Below are 20,096 nucleotides of genomic sequence, written 5' to 3'. Positions count from 1 at the left end.
TACTATGCAAAAAAATAAACTTGTATGGTTCATAGCCATTTTACTTTTCATGGTAAATGGCCTACGAGCACAAACGCGTGTCATAACAGGGAAGGTGACTTCCTCGGCAAATGAAGCCCAACCTGGCGCTTCGGTGATTGTTAAGGGCACAAACAAAGGAACGGTCACGGACGCTAATGGTGTCTATAGTTTAAGCGTGCCTAATGGCGATGTGACGTTGGCCGTATCGATTATTGGCTTTAATGCCCTAGAAAAACTAGTGGGAGCTAATGTTTCGAAGATGGACTTTTCGCTTACTGAAAATGCAAGTACCCTAAACGAAGTAGTCGTGACGGCACTTGGTATTTCTCGCGAAAAGAAAACACTGGTGTATGCAACCCAAACGGTAAAGCCGACTGAATTGGTTGAGGCAAGAGATCCGAACAACGTGATAAATTCACTATCGGGTAAAATTGCCAATGCCGTTATCACGCAAGGTTCGGGTGGGCCAGGTTCGGGTGCTCGAATTGTCTTGAGGGGTAACCGCTCCATTCAGGGGTCAAACAATGCGCTGATTGTAGTAGATGGTGTGCCATTGAGCAATGGTACAAACGGTACCGCTGGAAGCGACTTCGGTTTTGTGCAAGGTTCTGACGGTGCTTCGAGTATCAACCCTGACGATATTGAGTCTGTGACGGTACTGAGAGGAGCCTCCGCAGCAGCGTTGTACGGAAGCCAAGCAGGTAATGGCGTTTTGGTGATTACAACCAAGAAAGGAAAAGCAGATAAAGTGGCGGTAAGTATCAATTCAGGGTTTAGTACTGAAAATGTTTGGGCATTGCCTCGCTTTCAAAATACCTACGGACAAGGCAACGGTGGTACATTGAGCACGACATCGGGCGAAAGCTGGGGCGCTAAAATGACGGGACAGTCTATCACCAACTATTTGGGACAGCCTGGGACTTATTCTGCACAGCCTAATAATGTTCGGGATTTTTTCAGAACGGGTTCGAGCTTAAATAATGCGATTAGTGTAACGGGCGGTACCGATAAAATGCAAACGTATGTATCTTATACCAATAACCGCATTGGGGGGATTATCAACAAAAATGATTTATTCCGAAATACGATAAACCTTCGTATTACGAATCAAATCTCGAAGCGTTTTTCGACGGATGCCAAAATCACGTATGTGAATCAACGGATAAATAGCCGCCCACGGTCAGGGGAAGAAAACGCCCCCGTCGCGAACGTTTATAACGTGGCGAGAAACATGACGACTGCCGATTTGATGCAATATGAGAAACTGAACAATGTCGGTATCCCAGAACCTACTACTTTTCCATCTACGTTAAGTTCGATTTATCAAAACCCCTATTGGATGATAAATAATTACATCAATAACGAAGCGAGAGATAGGGTGATTGGATTTTTAACGGCTAAATACAAACTGACTGATTGGTTGACTCTTTCAGGAAAAGCGAACCTTGATAAAACTACTGACAACGGCGAAACGTCGATTTATCAAGGAACAATCTTGTATTCGAAGTCTGGTGGTGATTATTCAAGAAACACCATCAACGTAACTGAAAAATGGTTTGACTTGATGCTTGATGGTAATAACAATATCACTGATAATTTAAAAATCAATTATCGTGTAGGTGGCATTTTCCAAGATAGCCAATACGACGCTAATTCTCAAGCAGCGGGAGGTTTGAATGTAACCAATAAATTCAGCTTGAATTTTGCCCAAAACCCATCCATTTCATCAAACTTTACCCAAGTTCAAACACAGTCGGTATTTGGACAAGCCAACTTGTCTTTGAAAGAATCCGTATTTTTGGATTTAAGTTTGCGTAACGACTGGGATTCACGGCTTCCAAGTCCTCACTCCTTCCTTTATCCTTCTGCGGGGCTTTCTACCATCCTTTCGGATTTAATTAAATTACCAGAAAGTATCTCTTTCTTGAAAGCAAGCTTAAACTATGCCGAAGTAGGTAATGGTGGCCGATTTGGTCTATTGAAATCGGTTTATAACTATGGTCAAGGTGCTGGAAATGGATTTTTACAAATCAGTTCAACCCTTCCTTTCCCTGACTTAAAGCCTGAAATCGTTAGGAATTTAGAATTTGGACTTGAGGCTAAATTCTTACAAAATAGATTGGGGGTAACCGCTACCTATTATAAGAGTAATTCATTCAACCAATTGTTGAGCGTGAGCTTACCAGTTGCCACTGGATTCAGCAGACAATACATCAACGCTGGAAATATCCAAAACTCGGGTATTGAATTAGTACTAACAGGCACGCCTTTGCCGCAAGATTCGCCTTTGAAATGGGATATTACTTTCAATGCCGCGATGAACCGCAACAAAGTAGTGGCATTGAGTGACCAAGTAAAAATATTCTATCTTGGTGGTGGATTCGGTCGCTCGGCAACGCCAGTTGTTGAAGAAGGCAAAGCTTATGGTGATTTGTTGGCTTTCAAATGGAACAAAAATGCCTCTGGACAATACCTAGTTGATGCCAATGGCAAGCCTAGTTTAACACAAGAGCAGAGCTATATCGGTAATTTCAACCCAAAAGCTACGCTCGGTCTAACCAACTCGTTTGACTACAAAGGTGTTTCTCTACGTTTATTGGTGGATGGCCGCGTGGGTGGTATTGTCGTTTCAGGAACTGAAATGAACCTAGCTTTTAGTGGTATTACAGAAGGAACGGAGGCATATCGCGAAGGCGGCTGGAATTTGGGTGGCGTAAATGATAAAGGAGAAGCCAACTCAAAAGCCATCAAAGCTCAGGATTTCTGGCAAATTGCTTCTGGTAAAAGATACGGTGCAGGGGAGTTTTTTGCGTATGATGCAACTAATTTCAGAGTACGCGAACTTTCAATCGGATACAATCTTCCTGTAAAAAACATTAAAGCGGTGAAAGCAGCCAAATTGATGCTCGTTGCCCGTAACTTATTGTGGTTATACAGAGGTAGTTCAATATTGGACATCCCTGGTTTAGAAAAACGTAAAATGTGGTTTGACCCTGATATGAGTTTGGGTAATGGCAACTTCCAAGGGGTTGAATATGGTACAATGCCTGCAACTCGTACATTGGGAGTGAATTTGCAAGTAACGTTCTAAGGTTTAATTTTTTCAATTAAAAATTTACAAAATGAAAATAGATAGCTTTTTAAAATCCTTGTCTGTTCTCAGTTTTTTTGTACTCCTATTCAGTTCTTGTACAGACAAATTTGACGAAATCAATACAGACAGAAACTCAGTTGCTACCGTAGGTTCGGCCGAATTACCCTTCCTTTTTGCCAAAGCCGAGGCTTCAGCGGTTCCTAATATTTGGAATTATCAGATAGCACAAAACCTGTTTGCTGATCAATATGCCCAATATTTTGCTTGTACGGCTACCTATTTCCCCTCTGACCGATTGAATATTCGTATGGACTGGGTTGGGGCTGCTTTTAATCCGATTTATACCGACATGGTGCCTCAGTTGCAATCAATCAAGGCAGCTGCTCCTGCGGGTTCTGCTGAAGCGGCGATTGCCGACGTGGTTTGGGTGCTTGGTTTTCACAGAGTCACGGATTACTGGGGGCCAATTCCGTACTTCAATGCTGGAAAATCGGGTAATTCGGTGGCGTATGATGCACAGGATAAAATCTATGATGATTTCTTCAAAAAATTAGCTGCCGCTTCTGAAGTGTTGAAAAATAAGCAAAACGAAAAGCCGTACGGAAGTTTTGACTTGATTTATGGTGGCGATGCTGGTAAGTGGTTTAGATTTGCCAATACGTTACGATTGCGTTTAGCTTTGCGTATTTCAAAAGTGGACCCTGCACGCGCAAAAACCGAAGCGGAAGCAGCGGTGGCAGCAGGCGTATTTCAGTCAAGTCCAGGCGATGATGCGTTGCTTCAGAAAAGTACAAAAGGGTCAGACAACAACGGCCTTTCCATCATGTCAGATTGGAACGAGTTCCGTATGAGTGCTTCGATGGAGTCTGTGATGAAAGGCTATAAAGACCCTCGTATGTCGGTTTATTGGTTGCCAAACAATGCTACAAAAGCCAATCCTAATGGGACTGGTAAATACGATGGTTTGCGCAATGGGCTTACTTCTACCCAATTGACGGAGGCAGTTAACCTACCAACCGCCAATGCCAAAGTAGGGCCTAGATGGTCTTCCCCTGATTTTGGTGGAAATGCCAATTACTTGGAAACTCCCCACAACATCATGTCGGTAGCAGAGGCGTTTTTCTTACGTGCCGAAGGTGCCTTGTTGGGTTGGAATATGAACGGTACTGCCAAAAGTTTGTACGAAGAAGGCATTCGACAATCAATGGTACAATGGGGAATTACGGATGCCGCAGCCATCACGGCCTACATCAATAGCCCAGATGTGCCAGTTGCTCCAGAAGATTTCTTGAAATCGCCAGCGGTGTCAAAAGCTCCAATTAAATGGGCAAGTGATATAGCCACCCAAAGAGAACAAATTGCGATTCAGAAATGGTTGGCAATCTTCCCTGATGGATCAGAGGCTTGGGCCGATTATCGTCGTGCTCGTAACTTCATTTTATATCCAGTGGCAAATTCTGAAAACCCTGATATTACAGACCCAACAAAGCAATGGATACGAAGAATACCATTCTTGTTGTCAGAAAAACAAAACAACAAAGCGGCGGTTGATGCAGCAGTTCCATTGTTAGGTTCTGGGGGCGATAAAGTGACGACCCCTCTTTGGTGGGATAAAAACTAGCGCTGTCTTTTTGTACGAATACTTTTTTGTAGATTCCACCGAATAGTGTTATTTGGTGGAATCTCTTTATCACTCATACCCTAAACCATGCGAAAACTTCTATTGGCCCTTTTTACACTGGTTTTTTTGAATTCGTGTAAAGACAATAATGCCCTTTTTACTGAATTGTCCGATTCTGACACAGGTATCAATTTTAGAAATACGCTGTTTGAAGATGGCCCTTTAAACGTTGCCAACTACATTTATTTCTACAACGGCGGAGGGGTAGCCGTTGGTGATATTAACAACGATGGGCTACAAGACATACTTTTTACGGGAAATATGGTAAGAAATAGGCTCTTTTTGAATAAAGGGAACTTTCAGTTTGAAGATATTACCAAAAAAGCAGGCGTTGACCAAATGCAGGGCTGGTGTACTGGGGCAACGATGAGTGATGTAAACAATGATGGAAAATTAGATATTTATATTTGTCGAAGTGCCGATATTAATCCAGATCGCCGTAAAAACCTTCTTTTTATCAATAATGGCGATTTAAGTTTTACCGAAAAAGCCGATGAATACGGCTTAGCTGACAATGGTTATTCGACCATGGCTTCGTTTTTAGATTATGACAAAGACGGTGATTTAGACTGTTTTATCATCAACCACTCGATACAAAAATATACCGCAGGTGTACAAGATAATCCTGAGTTAAGAAAAGAACGGAATCCAGATTATGCCAGTAAACTTTATCGCAACGACAATAACCACTTTACGAATGTCTCAGACCAAGAAGGCATCTTTTCAAATGTCTTGACTTTTGGTTTGGGGGTCACGGTCTCCGATTTTAACAATGACGGTTGGCCTGATATTTCGGTGTCCAATGATTTCAATGAGCCCGATTATTTCTTTGAAAACAATGGAAATGTGACAGGGGCATCCCCACGTTTTACCGAAAAACTTGTGCAGAAAATGGATAACATTTCCCTCTATTCGATGGGAACCGATGCTGCTGATTATGACAACGATGGCAATGTTGATTTGCTGACCCTCGACATGATGCCTGAAGACAATAAAACCATCAAAATGCACAGTGGCCCCGAGAATTTCGATAAGTTTCAGTTTCTGTTTAGGCAAGGGTTTTATTATCAATTTAGCCGAAATATGCTTCAACGCAACAATGGCGATGGTACTTTCAGCGAAGTGGGGCAGTTGGCTGGCGTATCAAATACTGACTGGAGTTGGGCGGGTTTATTCAGCGATTTTGATAAAGATGGATTCAAAGACCTCTTCATTACCAATGGCTACGTAAAAGATTACACTGAAATGGATTTTTTGAAGTATTCGGTGGACAGAGTTATCAAATCCATGGCAAAAGACTCCGCCAATGTGGATCCTATTCCTGAATATTTACGAAAAATGCCTAAAAATGAAACCCAAAATTATGCGTTCCGAAACAAGGGCGATGGTACTTTTCAAAAAATGTCTAACGAATGGGGATTTACCACAAAAGGCGTTTCTGCGGGTGCTGCTTATGCGGATTTGGACAACGACGGCGACCTTGATTTAATCGTGAACAATACCAACGCATTGGCGAGTATTTATAAAAACAATGCAGAATTAGTAAGTAAAAACAATTATTTGTCCGTCAAATTGGATGGGGGTGCTACGAATCGTTTTGGCATTGGTGCAAAGGTAAAATTGTACTGCAAAGGACAGCTAATGTACCAAGAACAATCGCCAGTAAGGGGTTTCCAATCATCCAATGACCCTGTTTTAAATTTTGGCGTGGGTGAAAATACCACGATTGATTCGTTGATAGTCATTTGGACCAATGATTCCTATCAAAAGCTCACTTCGGTTAAAACAAATCAAGTGTTAGAAGTAAAAATAGCGGATGCCAAAAACAAATGGGTGTATCAGAATCAAAAGTCAAATCCGATTTTTACCCAAAGTAATTTGGCCAATGTAATTCATAAAGAAAACGGATTTGGCGACTTTACTGTGCAATCGCTTTTGCCAAATTATTTCAGCCGACAAGGGCCATCCATTGAAGTGGCAGACATCAACAACGATGGCTTGGATGACTTTTTTATGGGAGGAGCCAAAGGCGAAGCTTCGCAACTATTCATCCAAAATAAAAACAACACATTTAGCAAAGCAAATACGTCAGTTTTTGCACAAAATGCGGGCAGTGAAGATGTCGCAGGGACGTTTTTTGATGCCGATAACGACGGCGATAAAGACCTGTATGTAGCGGCGGGAGGGTATGAGTTTGAAGCAAACGACCCCTTGCTACAAGATAGATTGTACCTGAATGATGGAAAAGGAAACGGTTCGTCGCCACGATATACCCTAAGCGAAAGCGCCCTTCCAAAATTGTTAACAAGCAAAGGCTGTGTAAAAGCGGCTGATATTGATTCTGATGGCGATTTAGACCTTTTTGTTGGCGGACGAATCGTCCCCCGAAACTATCCTGTTACTCCAAACTCGTATATTTTGATTAATGACGGAAGGGGAAACTTTGCTGATAATACCCAAAAAGTCTGTGCATCATTGAGTCAGATCGGGATGGTGACTGATGCCGTTTGGATGGATTTAAACAATGACAAACAGCAAGATTTGATTGTAGTAGGAGAGTGGATGCCGATTAAAGTTTTTATCAACTCAAAAGGAAAATTGACGGATAAATCGGAGGAATATATCCATTTTGCAAGTACTGGATGGTGGAGTAAAATCAATGCCACGGATATGGACGGCGATGGCGATTTGGATTTGACCATTGGGAATTGTGGGTTAAACACCCAATTTAAAGTCAATGAGAAAGAACCGATGACTGTTCATTACAAAGATTTTATGGATAACGGTTCGATTGTGCCTGTCCTGAGTTATTACATTGGTGGGGTATCGTATCCGATGGCCTCTCGGGATGATTTATCGCACCCCATTCCATTTATCAAGAAAAAATTCACTGATTATAAATCGTATTCAACGGCTACGATTACCGATGTTTTTAGCCCAGAAGAGCTGGCAAATGCTAAAGTGTTGAAAGCAGAAATCATGCAAACCCTTTATCTCGAAAACCAAGGAGCCAAAGGATTTAAAGCCCATGCACTACCGATGGAAGCCCAATATGCGCCTGTAACGGGCATCATAGCGGATGATTTTGACAATGATGGTAAAAAAGATTTGCTCTTGGCGGGTGGCAATACATGGACACGCATCAAATTTGGGCGTTACCTTGCCAATCACGGTGTGTTGCTTTTGGGTGATGGAAAAAACAATTTTAACTATGCTCCCCAATCCAAATCAGGATTGAGCCTTAGAAGTAATATCAGAAGTGTACAAACGATTAATTCAGGCAAAATAAAACGGATAATTGTTGGGGTAAATGACGGCGAAGCGTTGATGTTGGATAGAAAGTAAAATTTAATAGTCAATTTCTTCGTCTCGAAGCAGTTGGGCAAGATTCAAGGTGCAATCTTCCATCAAGGGAATGTTTTCCTCAAAATTGACCAGATACCAAGGGGCATTGGGCGTAATGACAAAGATTTTCTTGGTGTGGGTTGTAATCCAAATGACTTTTTCAACCCCAAAATCAAGCATTTTCTGCGATTTGTTCAACACATAATCAAAGTCGTTCGTCAGCCCCGTTTCTTCGAGAGCTACTTTAATGTCCACTTCAATTACTATTTTGGGGGCTACATCGAAGTATTTATCGGTCAATGTAATTTTATCTTTTTCAAAAATGGCAATATCGTTGGCTAAATTACTCCCTGAACTTATGTGCAAGCCAGACTCATTAGAGGCAATTAAATATTTCTTTCGATTGATATTATTATTAACAAACCAATTGATAATAGAGACCAACACGGCCTGTAATGAACTGCTGCCCATGATTTCTTCCAATTTTTTCTTTCCTGACAATACATCCAAATAACCGCGATAAGGCAAGGCTTGCCCGTTTAGCTCTTCATAGACCAAGTGGGCGGGTATTTTCCGAATTTTTGGGCGTCGTTTGGTGGCAATGACAACCATAGCGTGTTCTTTTTTTGACAATTTTACTCAAAAAAGCGACATAAACCAAGCCAAAATTTTATCTTGCATTATCCAATAACTTCACACACACCCATGAGTCCGCTCTCTTTTTTAGCCCCCAAACAATGGTTAGTTATCGGCCTGATGTTGGGACTGTTCCAAGCTTCAACGGCTCAAAATGCAGTGGTTCGTGAAACCACCCAAACCCTCACCACTTACCCATTTTCTGACCCTGACCCCGTGCCTAAACCTGGGCGTATCTATCCTTATTTTCGTTACGATGGCTATACCGACAAGCCCATATTGAAAGACTGGAAGTTTATTGAACTTGAGAACGACTACATCAAAGTATATATCACGCCCGAAATCGGGGGTAAAATTTGGGGTGCGTATGAAAAATCTACCAATTTCCCTTTCATTTACTTCAATCATGTCGTCAAATTCCGAGATGTGGCCATGCGGGGCGCGTGGACGTCGGGCGGGATTGAAATCAATTTTGGCGACATTGGCCACGCGCCTACGGTATCGGCTCCTGTTGATTATTTTACGCGAACCAATGCCGACGGAAGTGTGAGCTGTTTTTTGGGGGCATGGGATTGGTCGGCACGAACGCGCTGGATGGTGGAGGTGAACTTGCCCAAAGACAAAGCCTATTTTACCACCAAGTCGCATTGGTACAACGCTACGGCTTTTGAAACGAGTTATTATCATTGGATGAATGCAGGTTTTAAAGCGGCAGGAAACTTAGAATTTGTATTTCCAGGGACAAATTACATTGGTCACGACGGCGAGGTAGGCCCGTGGCCAAAAGATTCGCTGGGAAGAAACCTGAATTTTTACGAACAAAACAACTTCGGGACGTACAAGTCTTACCACGTTTTAGGTAAAAAAACCGACTTTTATGGTGGTTTTTGGCACGACGACAACATGGGTTTTGCCCGTTATTCACCCTACCATGATAAATTAGGCAAAAAAATCTGGATTTGGGGACTGTCGCGCGAGGGGATGATTTGGGAAAAACTCTTGACCGATAACGACGGCCAATACGTTGAGTTGCAGTCGGGAAGATTGTTTAATCAAGCAGCGGAAGGGAGTATGTACAGTCCTTTTAAGCACGTGTCTTTCATGCCTTATACCCACGATACTTGGACGGAATACTGGTTTCCCGTTAAAAATACCCGTGGCCTTACCCACGCTACACCTCAGGGGGCTATGAATCTACGAGTGAAGGACGGTTGGCTTAAAATGGATTACTGTGCCGTTTCATTTGTTCAAGACACACTCTCTATTTCGCTTGATAATCAGAGGCTTCTTTTAAAAAGATTGGATTTGAAGCCATTAGAAACGGTTCGGGATTCTATCCGCTGGTCGGGCGAGGTGGAGAAATTGGCGATAAAGATAGGCGAGGAACTTATAGCAGACGGACAGCCAACCGCTACTCGAAGACCTTTAGCTGCCCCAAAAGAGTTTGATTGGGAGTCGGAATATGGGCTTTATACCCGCGCTAAAGACCTAGCCCACCAACGTCATTACGAGGAAGCGGAGGTTTATTTTACCAAACTTCTAGCCAAGAATCCTACGCACGTCGATGCGCTGGTGGACCTTGCTGAGTTGTATTTAACCAAAAAATGGATAAAAAATGACCTTGCCTCAGCTAATCTAAAGCAAGCATTGTCCATCGATGCTTATCACCCTAAAGCAAATTATTTACGAGGTACGGTAGAGTGGAATAACTTGAACGTTGCGGAAGATTTTCTAGGTGTAGCTTCGCTGGATGTGCGGTATCGGTCGGCGGCAAAAACGCATTTGGCTACCGTTGCCATCCGAAACAAAGACTGGAAAAAGGCCGAAGAATACCTGAATTTAGCCAAGGAATCCGATGTGCAAAACATCCGAGCAGCAGAACTGAGCCTTATTAACACCCGAAAACAAGGAAAAATGGCGGAGGCGCTGAAGCTTGCCGAAACGCTGCTGTACCAAGACCCACTCAACCATTTGGCGCGTTTTGAAAAATACCTTGTTACCCAACGCCCCGAAGATAAAATCGACTTCGTCGCCTCAATTCAGTCAGAACTCCCGCACGAAACGTACCTCGAACTGGCGGTTTTGTATGAACAACTCATTTGTAGAGAAGAAGGGCTACAACTGTTGGAATTGGCGCCAAAGCACCCCATGGTGTTGCTTTGGAAAGGAGATTTTATGAAGTCATTAGGGCAGGATGGCAAGTCGGTGCAGCGTGATGCGTTGAAAATGCCAGCGGAAGGAGTTTTTCCGTTTCGGGTGGAAGATAACTTGATGCTTCAGAATGCTCAGTTCGATGAAGACAAAGAGCAAGTAGCCAAAGCAAGTTACTATTCATTTTTGGTAGCATCAGCGGTTCAAACCCGCGATCCAAAATGGATAAAGAAAGAAGAGGAAGAAATCGCCTATGCTCCTTATTTTCTATCCAAAGCAGAGTTGCTGAAAGACAACAAGGAAGAGGTGTTAAAAGCCCTCGAAAAAGCCTACGAAATTGACCCTAAAAGTTGGCGTGTGGTGAAACGTCTGGCTGAGTTTTATGCGACCAACGGAGAGTTGAAAAAGGCCATTCGCATCAATGAGGAGAAGTTGACCAAGTACTTAAAAACCAAAAAAGTAGAAACTTCGGGCTTGCCCGAACACGAAATTTATATTTTGGGACAACAGCGAGCAGAACTATTGAAGCAGGCTGGGCGCTACCAAGAAGCCCTTGAGGTGCTAAATTCGCTGACGATTTTGCCCAACGAAGGCGCTTCGGGAGCGCATAAGTTGTACCGCGAACTCAATATTCGGTATGCTGCTACGCTCAATCAGCAAAAGAAATACCGTGAAGCGTTTGCCGTTTTAGAACAGGCCGAAAAATGGCCCGAAAACTTGGGCTCGGGCGAGCCGTACAATCCCGATAACCGCTTGACGTGGTATTTGAAAAAGTGGATGACCCAAAAGTTGACCAAACAAGAACCACAGCCCGCAGACATTACTAAATTAACCAAAAACTTGTCAGCTTACGAGTTTGAACTGTTAAAGCTGTTTCAGTAAGATAGGAATCAATGAACAAACGACTTGTCATTATTACAGGAAGTAATCGCGGCCTCGGGAAAGCGTTGGTGGACGTTTTTGTGCGAGAGGGGACTGAAGATATAATCGTGGGAATTTCTCGCACGTACGTGGAGCAATCTTCGCCGCGCTACGTGGACGTAGGGGCGGATTTGAGCAGCATTGAAGGCTGTGAGTCGGTACTTTTGATGCTTGGTCAACTGATTGAACGGGACGCATTTGAGCAAGTGATTCTATTCAACAATGCAGGTCGTTTGGGGGAAGTTGTACCTTCTTTTCAAGCCTCCCCGTACGACATTGCCCAAACCATTTTTGTGAACCAAACGGCGCCGATGATTTTACAAAATGGCCTGCTGTCCATTGGTTCTTCCCAAAACGTCGCGGTCGAAATCGTCAATCTTCTATCAGGGGCCGCCCTCAAAGCGTACGATGGCTGGGGGGCGTATTGTGCGTCGAAGGCAGGGTTACTGATGGCTACGCAGGTGCTTGGTACGGAGATAAACCTTCATCAGCTGCCTGCCAAAGTTTGGGGTTTTGCTCCTGGCGTGGTGGACACCGAAATGCAGACAACGCTTCGCACCTTGGACAGTTCTCAGTTTTCTCAAGTCGAACGTTTTCAGTGCCTTTTTGCCGAAGGACAACTCCGCTCTCCCGCCAGCGTTGCGACATTTTTATACCAAGCTGTTGGAAATCCTCAATTTGAAAATGGCGGTTTTTATGACATTCGAAGCTTTTAAAAAGCCGTTGATTGGCGCGTGCCAATTTTGCGACTTACCACCTTCGATTTTTAGGATTTTTGCGTAGAAATTTGTAGTTTTACGCCTTAATTAATACAAAAAGTACATCAATAAGTACCCTATTCGTTACCAATTCCAACATATGGCAACCGAAACGATTGAAATTTCCGAACAGATTGACAGAAGTAATTATTCAGCCGAAAACATCCAAGTTCTTGAAGGTCTCGAAGCCGTTCGCAAGCGTCCTGCGATGTACATTGGAGACATTGGTATTAAGGGACTTCACCACCTTATTTGGGAAGTAGTTGATAACTCGATTGACGAAGCACTAGCGGGGCATTGTGACCTTATCAGCGTTACTATCAATACCGACAACTCAGTTACAGTAAAAGATAATGGTCGGGGGATTCCGACAGGCATTCACCCCAAAGAAAAAAAATCTGCGTTGGAAGTGGTAATGACCGTTTTGCACGCAGGGGGTAAATTCGACAAAGACACATACAAAGTATCAGGTGGTTTGCACGGGGTAGGGGTATCCTGCGTAAACGCCCTTTCAAAATACCTTCGCGTGGAAGTACACCGTGAAGGAAAAATCTTTGAACAAGAATATAGCATTGGTAAGCCCAAGTACGCCGTTCGCGAAATTGGCGAAGCAACCGATACAGGAACGTTTGTACATTTCTTGCCCGATGACAGCATTTTTACGGTGTCAGAATACAAGTACGAAACAGTCGCCAACCGTATTCGTGAACTGTCATTTTTGAACAAAGGCATCCGCTTGACGTTGACCGATTTGCGTGATTTAGATGAACATGGACAGCCACGCACCGAAGAGTTTCACTCACAAGGAGGCTTGACAGAGTTTGTGACCTACCTTGATAGTACCCGCGACCAACTTATCCAAACCCCTATTTACATGGAAAATGAAAAAGGGACGGTGCCTGTGGAAGTGGCAATGATTTATAATACTTCGTACTCAGAAAACGTGGTGTCGTACGTCAACAACATCAATACGATCGAAGGTGGTACGCACGTTTCGGGCTTCCGTATGGCGTTGACGCGTACGTTGAAAAATTACGCGGAAAAAACGGGGATTTTGGCCAAAGAAAAAATCGAAATCAGCGGCGACGACTTCCGTGAAGGCTTAACGGCCGTGATTTCGGTAAAAGTAGCCGAACCGCAGTTTGAAGGACAAACAAAAACCAAGTTAGGAAACTCCGACGTGGCAGGGGCAGTGAGCCAAGTGGTGAGCGAAATGCTCGAAAATTTCTTGCAAGAAAACCCCAAAGAAGCCCGTACGATTGTTGATAAAGTGATTTTGGCGGCAAAGGCGCGTATCGCAGCGCGCAAAGCCCGCGAAATGGTGCAACGTAAAACCGTGCTTGGGGGCGGTGGTTTGCCAGGAAAACTAGCCGACTGCTCAGAAACCGACCCGTCTGCTTGCGAGTTGTACTTGGTGGAGGGAGACTCGGCGGGAGGCTCGGCCAAACAAGGTCGTAACCGCGCATTTCAGGCTATTTTGCCGTTGAGAGGTAAAATCTTAAACGTTGAAAAAGCCCAAGAATACAAGATTTACGAAAACGAAGAAATCAAAAACATGATTACTGCCCTTGGGGTGCAGTTTGGTCGTGATGGCGATGAACGTGCGCTCAATATCGAAAAACTCCGCTACCACAAGATAATCATCATGACCGATGCCGACGTGGACGGGAGCCACATTCGGACCTTGATTTTGACGTTTTTCTTCCGCTATATGAAAGAACTCATTGACAATGGCTACATCTACATTGCCCAACCACCTTTGTATTTGGTGAAAAAAGGCAAAGAAGAGCGCTATTGTTGGACAGAAACGCAGCGTGAACAAGCCGTGCGCGAGATTTCGGGAGGAAAAGAAGACAGTGTCTATATTCAGCGTTACAAAGGTTTGGGGGAAATGAACCCAGAACAGTTGTGGGAAACAACCATGAACCCAGAAAACCGTAGCTTGAAGCAAGTAGGCATCGAGTCGGGGGCGGAGTCAGATCACTTGTTCTCTATGTTGATGGGTGATGAAGTAGCGCCTCGCCGTGATTTTATCGAACGCAATGCAAAATACGCCCGCGTTGACGTTTAAACGTCGCTTGAGAATTTATTACGTGGCGAAGGCTATGTTGAAATAACTCTTGTTAAGAAAACGTTAATAAAAGCCATTCGTCCTATCCGACGAATGGCTTTTTGTTGATAACCACCTATTTTTGAAGAATAAAATAAGTAACATGCCTGCATCCGATAACCTTAAAAATTTAGCGTCTATGTTTTCCTTTGGACGCGACCGCCGTGAACCCAAAGTAGGAGGACAAATAGCCGAAGACCAAGACCGTTTCTCGCGTTCGGTAGAACGGGTGAGTCAAACCATCGAACAAAGTAATTTTATCAGTCGTGATTTGAGTTGGTTACAATTCAATTTTCGAGTGCTTGACCAAGCCCGTAGTAGCCGTCGAACGCTGTTTGAACGAATGAAATTCTTGGCCATTTCAGACTCAAACCTAGATGAATTCTTCACCATTCGGGTAGGGAGTTTGTACAATTACCTCGACTATGGCAAAGAGCGGGTGGATTATTCGGGGCTGAGAGAAATCCCCTTTCGCAAGGCGTTGATGTCGGCTATTCATAAATTCACTGAGGCGCAAGACGAGGTGTTTGAGAAACAACTTATGCCGTTGTTTGCGGAGCATAAGCTTCGCATTGGTGGTTGTGTGGATTTGGACGAAGTTGAAAAACAGGAGGTGGGTAAGTATTTCGACCGAACGATTTACCCGATGCTGACACCGATGCTTTTTGACTATACCCATACGTTTCCTGTGTTATTGGCCAAAACCCTGATTTTTGCGGTGATTACCAACTCACACGAAAAAGGGAAAGGTGACGAAGAAAATCGGCGCATTTCGTTTGTTCAAATTCCCGTGAACCTTCGACGGTTCTATACGATTGAGCGAAAAAACGGAGAGTTTTTGTTTATTCCAATTGAAGAGATTATCCGTCACGAATTACATAAATTATACCGAAACGTAGAGATTACGGACATGCACTTGTTCCGTATTGTGCGTAATGGTGACTTCTCCATTGAAGAAAATGACGATGATGAAAGTGATTTTCTGGACGAAGTAAAACAGAAACTAAAAACGCGGCGCTTGGGACGTGTAGTGCGAATGGAGGTCGAAAAAGGAATGACCGATTGGCTCCTAAACCTACTCAAAAAGCGCTGGGAATTTGATGATTATAACGTTTTTACGTGCAATCACTTACTCGATTTTACGTGTTTGTGGCAAATTATCAAACATCCCGAATTTGCCGAACTTACGCCGCCGCCCCCGTCGGCAGTTCCGCCGTTGGGCCTTGAACCTGGGCAAATTTTAGACGATATTTTTGAGACCATCAAGGAGGGAGACGTAATGCTGCACCATCCTTACAACAACTTTGAGCCAGTATTGAAGATGTTGGAAAATGCCGCAGAAGACCCGCAAGTTTTGGCAATTAAGCTGACGATTTATCGTTTGGCCAAAAAATCACGTATTACGGCTGCCTTGCTAAAAGCCGCTGAAAACGGAAAGCACGTATCGGTTTTGTTTGAAGTAAAGGCTCGTTTCGACGAAGAGAATAACATGCGTGAAGCCGAGCGCCTGCAAAAAGCAGGCTGTTTTGTGATTTATGGCATTACGAGGTTTAAAACCCACACAAAACTCCTCCAGATTGTTCGGGCAGAGGAACAAGGAGTCATCAGTTACTCTCACCTAGCTAGCGGTAATTATAATGAAGAAACGGCAAAACTTTATACCGATATTGGTTTGCTCACCTGCGACGAGGTTTATAATCGTGACATTACGGAGTTTTTCAACGTAATTACGGGGCATTCGTTGCCAAACGATTATCAATACCTACTCACCGCGCCGCGCGACATGCGTAAACAAATTGTCAAATTAATTCGGCGGGAAGCAGAAAATGCCGCTCAAGGACTTTCAAGCGGGATTTGTATCAAAATCAATTCATTAGAGGACAAATCGACCATTGAAGAATTGTACAAAGCCTCGCAAGCGGGTGTGCCAATTCGCCTTATTGTCAGAGGTATTTGTTGTTTGCGTCCAGGGCGGGCAGGTTTGAGTGAAAACATTACTGTGCGCTCAATCGTGGGTGATTTCTTGGAACACACCCGTGTATTCTACTTTCATAACAATGGAAAACCCAAAGTATATGGAGGAAGTGCCGACGTGATGGTACGTTCGTTTGATCGTCGGATTGAATCCATGTTTGAATTTGTCAACCCACGGGTTAAACAACAAGCAATTCATATTTTGGACTATAATTTCCGTGACAATGTCAATGCGTATGAGTTACAGGAAGATGGTAACTACATCAAATGCGAAGACGAAAAAGGGGAGGTTTTCAACATCCATGAACGTTTTTTCCATGTTACCTTAGAAGAAGTAATGGCCACGCGCTTGTTTGTAAAAGAAGATGCGGCTTTATTGGAAAAACAAAAACAAGAGGCTACAAACATTCCAGCGGCCACAGAAACGGGAGAAGAATAAACCATGAAGTATTTTAGAACACTTGTTCAAGCTGGAGTCATCTTCTGGGGGCTATCCATGGGCGTAGAGGCTCAAACACGCACGCCCAAATCGCTTTTTGTGATTGTGGATGGAATTGCCTCAGATGTGATTGAAAAGCTTGATTTGCCTAATCTAAAAGCTATCGGACATCCTGGCGGTTATACCCGTGCGTATGTTGGGGGAAAGAAAAATACCTATTCTCAAACCCCCACCATATCGGCGGTGGGCTACAATAGTTTATTGACAGGAACGTGGGTGAATAAACACAACGTTTGGGACAATAACATCAAAGAACCCAATTACCATTATTGGACTATTTTTCGCTTTTTTGAAGAACAATATCCTTACAAAAAAACGGCTATTTTCTCGACTTGGTTAGATAATAGAACCAAGCTTTTAGGTACTGGTTTGCCTCAGACCAACCACTTAAAAGTAGATTATTATTTTGATGGTTTTGAATTGGATACCTTGCATTATCCCCACGATGTAGAAAAAGAATACATTCACAAAATAGACGAACGTGTGGTGGAGGAAGCCGCCCGATATATCAAAGACGAAAGCCCTGATTTGACTTGGGTGTATCTTGAATATACCGACGATATGGGCCATAAATACGGGGACAGCGAGCAGTTTACCAAGGCGGTTAAAATCATGGACAACCAAATGGGAAAGTTGTGGAAAGCAATTCAGTACCGTGAGGCTAACTTTAAAGAGGATTGGCAGGTGTTTATCACCACTGATCATGGGCGGGATGTTGCGAGTGGACGAAACCACGGCGGGCAGTCGGAGCGAGAACGGAGTACTTGGATCGTAACCAATGCAAAGGGATTGAACGATTACTTTGGTGATAAAAAGAAGCAAAATGTTCTGCCAGCAGTGGTGGATATTATGCCAACGATGGCCAAACATTTACAAATAAACATCCCTAAAGAACAGGCATTTGAAGTAGATGGTACCCCATTAACTGGGAAATTATCTTTTATTGATATGTCAGTCAAAAAAGAGTCTTCAACGATACAGGTGGGTTGGAAAGCTTTTGAAAAAAAAGAAAAAGTGAAGGTTTGGGCAACAACAACAAACCATTTTGAAGAAGGAGGGTATGATTTATATTGGCTGATGGATGAGGTTCCAATTGAAAATGAAAAAACGGTAATTGATGTTTCAAAACTGCCGTCTAAGTTGTATAAAATCGTCATAGAGGCTAAATTTAATCTTCAAAATAAGTGGGTGGTCGAATAAAAACTTCCAACCTTTTTGCTGCCAACAACGTCATGGTTTTAGAAAACACACCAATTATTTAAAGTAATTGATAATTTATAAAAACCATGAGAAAAATACTGTTAATAGGCTTAGTAGCGTTGGTTGGATTACGATGTAAATCAACTTCTGAGGCCATGATGATGCCCTCAGGCTGTGCCTCAGAAAAGCCTACTTTGGTAGGGAAATGGACCATGACGGAGTTTCGTTATTATGGAGGTTGTTGCCCTGTTATTGCAGATTCTACTTGGAAAAAAGCAACTGATAAGTCGTATGCCATTGAGTTTACCAATAATGGGAAACTCAAAGTGATTGATTACATGGCCAACGGGCTGTCGTCGAGCAACGCTGCACAATTGGTGACTAATTATGCCTTTGATGGCAAAGAGATTGTCATAGATGAACAAATTTTAGGGGGAGTCCCTTGGCAAAAGAATGTAACGATTGCACAACTTACCACCCGAGAACTAATTTTCGTAGTTACGGTTGGAAAAGAAGGTGAAAAAAATGCCCGAAAGTTTGTCCGAATATGTGAATAGCGTTTTTTATCCTACATTTGAAGTTGAATAATTAACACTTAAATCAACTACTTATGTCACGTATTGCCCTCATTACGGGTGCTTCTTCTGGAATTGGTAAAGCGACCGCAGAAGCCTTTGCAGCCATTGGGATTGACCTAATTTTATGTGGCCGCCGCAAAGAACGTTTAGAAGAACTTGCTGTTCAACTTGGCCAAAAGGTAAAAACAACTTTTTTGGTTTTTGATGTTCGTTCCTACAAAGAAGTTACCGAAGCCGTTCAGTCGCTACCCGAAGCGTGGAAAAATATTGATATTCTAATTAATAACGCGGGAAATGCGCACGGATTATCATCAATTCAGGAAGGAGATGTGGCGGATTGGGATGCAATGATAGATGGAAACGTGCAGGGATTGCTTTATGTGTCAAAAGCCGTGATTAATGGGATGATCGAGCGGGGCAAAGGTCATATTGTCAATTTGAGTTCAGTTGCTGGAAAACAAACCTACGCCAACGGTGCGGTGTATTGTGCCTCTAAAAAAGCCGTAGAAGCCATCAGTGAAGGAATGCGCTTAGATTTAACGCAGCACGGAATCAAAGTGACAAACATTGCGCCAGGGGCCGTAGAGACGGAGTTTTCGTTGGTACGTTTTAAAGGAGACGAAACGAGAGCTTCAAAGGTATATGAAGGTTTTGATCCACTTTTAGCCCAAGATATTGCAGATGCCATTGTTTATGCAGTAAATGCACCAGCACGCGTAACTATCGCAGACTTAACGATTTATGCCTCTGCGCAGTCAGCACCCACAATAATTTTTCGAAAATAATTAAAAAAAAGCTTGACCAAAGAAATTAAATCGCACATATTTGCAGCCCGAAACGACGAAAAAAGGGCATCGGGAGTTTAGCTCAGCTGGTTCAGAGCATCTGCCTTACAAGCAGAGGGTCGGGGGTTCGAATCCCTCAACTCCCACGAACAAACGACGAGTTTGTCAATAAAAATAGTGAAGAAAGACCTTAGGGAGTTTAGCTCAGCTGGTTCAGAGCATCTGCCTTACAAGCAGAGGGTCGGGGGTTCGAATCCCTCAACTCCCACGAACAAACGACGAGTTTGTCAATAAAAATAGTGAAGAAAGACCTTAGGGAGTTTAGCTCAGCTGGTTCAGAGCA

General features: G+C 43.3%; 11 protein-coding genes and 2 tRNA genes. 12 read left to right on the top strand and 1 reads right to left on the bottom strand.

The window, feature by feature from the left end; all coding sequences use genetic code 11:
• Positions 1-4 precede the first annotated feature (4 nt).
• From FHS57_RS20680 to FHS57_RS20670, 3 genes are all read left to right on the top strand, one after another.
• Positions 5-3,112, top strand: a complete 3,108-nt coding sequence (locus FHS57_RS20680) for a SusC/RagA family TonB-linked outer membrane protein (protein WP_183977016.1) — start codon at positions 5-7, stop codon at positions 3,110-3,112.
• 31 nt (positions 3,113-3,143) lie between these two features.
• Positions 3,144-4,736, top strand: coding sequence for a SusD/RagB family nutrient-binding outer membrane lipoprotein (locus tag FHS57_RS20675; RefSeq protein ID WP_183977014.1), 1,593 nt, complete (start codon positions 3,144-3,146; stop codon positions 4,734-4,736).
• A gap of 87 nt (positions 4,737-4,823) precedes the next feature.
• Positions 4,824-8,141 (top strand): VCBS repeat-containing protein, encoded by a 3,318-nt coding sequence (locus FHS57_RS20670; RefSeq protein WP_183977012.1) that lies wholly within the window; start codon positions 4,824-4,826, stop codon positions 8,139-8,141.
• Positions 8,142-8,144: 3 nt separating this feature from the next.
• Here the strand turns inward: FHS57_RS20670 and FHS57_RS20665 are convergent, their stop codons facing one another.
• Positions 8,145-8,753 carry a Uma2 family endonuclease gene (locus FHS57_RS20665; protein WP_183977010.1) on the bottom strand — a complete coding sequence of 203 codons (609 nt, stop codon included), beginning with the start codon at positions 8,751-8,753 and terminating at the stop codon, positions 8,145-8,147.
• Positions 8,754-8,846: 93 nt separating this feature from the next.
• Between FHS57_RS20665 and FHS57_RS20660 the strand changes: the two genes are divergently transcribed.
• The 9 genes from FHS57_RS20660 (at position 8,847) to FHS57_RS20620 (ending at position 20,021) form a co-directional block, all read left to right on the top strand.
• Positions 8,847-11,810, top strand: coding sequence for a DUF5107 domain-containing protein (locus FHS57_RS20660; RefSeq protein ID WP_183977008.1), 2,964 nt, complete (start codon positions 8,847-8,849; stop codon positions 11,808-11,810).
• A gap of 11 nt (positions 11,811-11,821) precedes the next feature.
• Positions 11,822-12,565 carry an SDR family NAD(P)-dependent oxidoreductase gene (locus FHS57_RS20655; protein ID WP_183977006.1) on the top strand — a complete coding sequence of 248 codons (744 nt, stop codon included), beginning with the start codon at positions 11,822-11,824 and terminating at the stop codon, positions 12,563-12,565.
• A 142-nt stretch (positions 12,566-12,707) separates the two neighbouring features.
• Complete coding sequence (gene gyrB, locus FHS57_RS20650; protein ID WP_183977004.1) at positions 12,708-14,678, top strand: DNA topoisomerase (ATP-hydrolyzing) subunit B; 1,971 nt, start codon at positions 12,708-12,710, stop codon at positions 14,676-14,678.
• A gap of 178 nt (positions 14,679-14,856) precedes the next feature.
• Positions 14,857-17,130: a polyphosphate kinase 1 gene (gene ppk1, locus FHS57_RS20645; protein ID WP_183977002.1), complete on the top strand. Its 2,274-nt coding sequence runs from the start codon at positions 14,857-14,859 to the stop codon at positions 17,128-17,130.
• 3 nt (positions 17,131-17,133) lie between these two features.
• Positions 17,134-18,390: an alkaline phosphatase family protein gene (locus tag FHS57_RS20640; RefSeq protein WP_183977000.1), complete on the top strand. Its 1,257-nt coding sequence runs from the start codon at positions 17,134-17,136 to the stop codon at positions 18,388-18,390.
• 86 nt (positions 18,391-18,476) lie between these two features.
• On the top strand, positions 18,477-18,947 hold the full coding sequence (locus FHS57_RS20635; protein ID WP_183976998.1) for a hypothetical protein: 471 nt from the start codon (positions 18,477-18,479) through the stop codon (positions 18,945-18,947).
• A gap of 53 nt (positions 18,948-19,000) precedes the next feature.
• Positions 19,001-19,753 carry an SDR family NAD(P)-dependent oxidoreductase gene (locus tag FHS57_RS20630; RefSeq protein WP_183976996.1) on the top strand — a complete coding sequence of 251 codons (753 nt, stop codon included), beginning with the start codon at positions 19,001-19,003 and terminating at the stop codon, positions 19,751-19,753.
• A gap of 71 nt (positions 19,754-19,824) precedes the next feature.
• Positions 19,825-19,899: transfer RNA gene (locus tag FHS57_RS20625), tRNA-Val, on the top strand.
• 47 nt (positions 19,900-19,946) lie between these two features.
• A tRNA-Val gene (locus FHS57_RS20620) sits at positions 19,947-20,021 on the top strand.
• Positions 20,022-20,096 lie beyond the last annotated feature (75 nt).

The sequence above is a fragment of the Runella defluvii genome, assembly GCF_014195535.1.
GTDB classification, from domain to species: domain Bacteria; phylum Bacteroidota; class Bacteroidia; order Cytophagales; family Spirosomataceae; genus Runella; species Runella defluvii.
This window is presented reverse-complemented; position numbering and strand designations above follow the sequence as displayed.

Coding starts and splice junctions, on each gene's coding strand:
- gyrB (WP_183977004.1), top strand. CDS start 12,708: ATGGCAACCGAAACGATTGAAATTTCCGAACAGATTGACAGAAGTAAT.
- FHS57_RS20680 (WP_183977016.1), top strand. CDS start 5: ATGCAAAAAAATAAACTTGTATGGTTCATAGCCATTTTACTTTTCATG.
- FHS57_RS20630 (WP_183976996.1), top strand. CDS start 19,001: ATGTCACGTATTGCCCTCATTACGGGTGCTTCTTCTGGAATTGGTAAA.
- FHS57_RS20660 (WP_183977008.1), top strand. CDS start 8,847: ATGAGTCCGCTCTCTTTTTTAGCCCCCAAACAATGGTTAGTTATCGGC.
- FHS57_RS20665 (WP_183977010.1), bottom strand. CDS start 8,753: ATGGTTGTCATTGCCACCAAACGACGCCCAAAAATTCGGAAAATACCC.
- FHS57_RS20655 (WP_183977006.1), top strand. CDS start 11,822: ATGAACAAACGACTTGTCATTATTACAGGAAGTAATCGCGGCCTCGGG.
- FHS57_RS20640 (WP_183977000.1), top strand. CDS start 17,134: ATGAAGTATTTTAGAACACTTGTTCAAGCTGGAGTCATCTTCTGGGGG.
- FHS57_RS20670 (WP_183977012.1), top strand. CDS start 4,824: ATGCGAAAACTTCTATTGGCCCTTTTTACACTGGTTTTTTTGAATTCG.
- FHS57_RS20675 (WP_183977014.1), top strand. CDS start 3,144: ATGAAAATAGATAGCTTTTTAAAATCCTTGTCTGTTCTCAGTTTTTTT.
- ppk1 (WP_183977002.1), top strand. CDS start 14,857: ATGTTTTCCTTTGGACGCGACCGCCGTGAACCCAAAGTAGGAGGACAA.
- FHS57_RS20635 (WP_183976998.1), top strand. CDS start 18,477: ATGAGAAAAATACTGTTAATAGGCTTAGTAGCGTTGGTTGGATTACGA.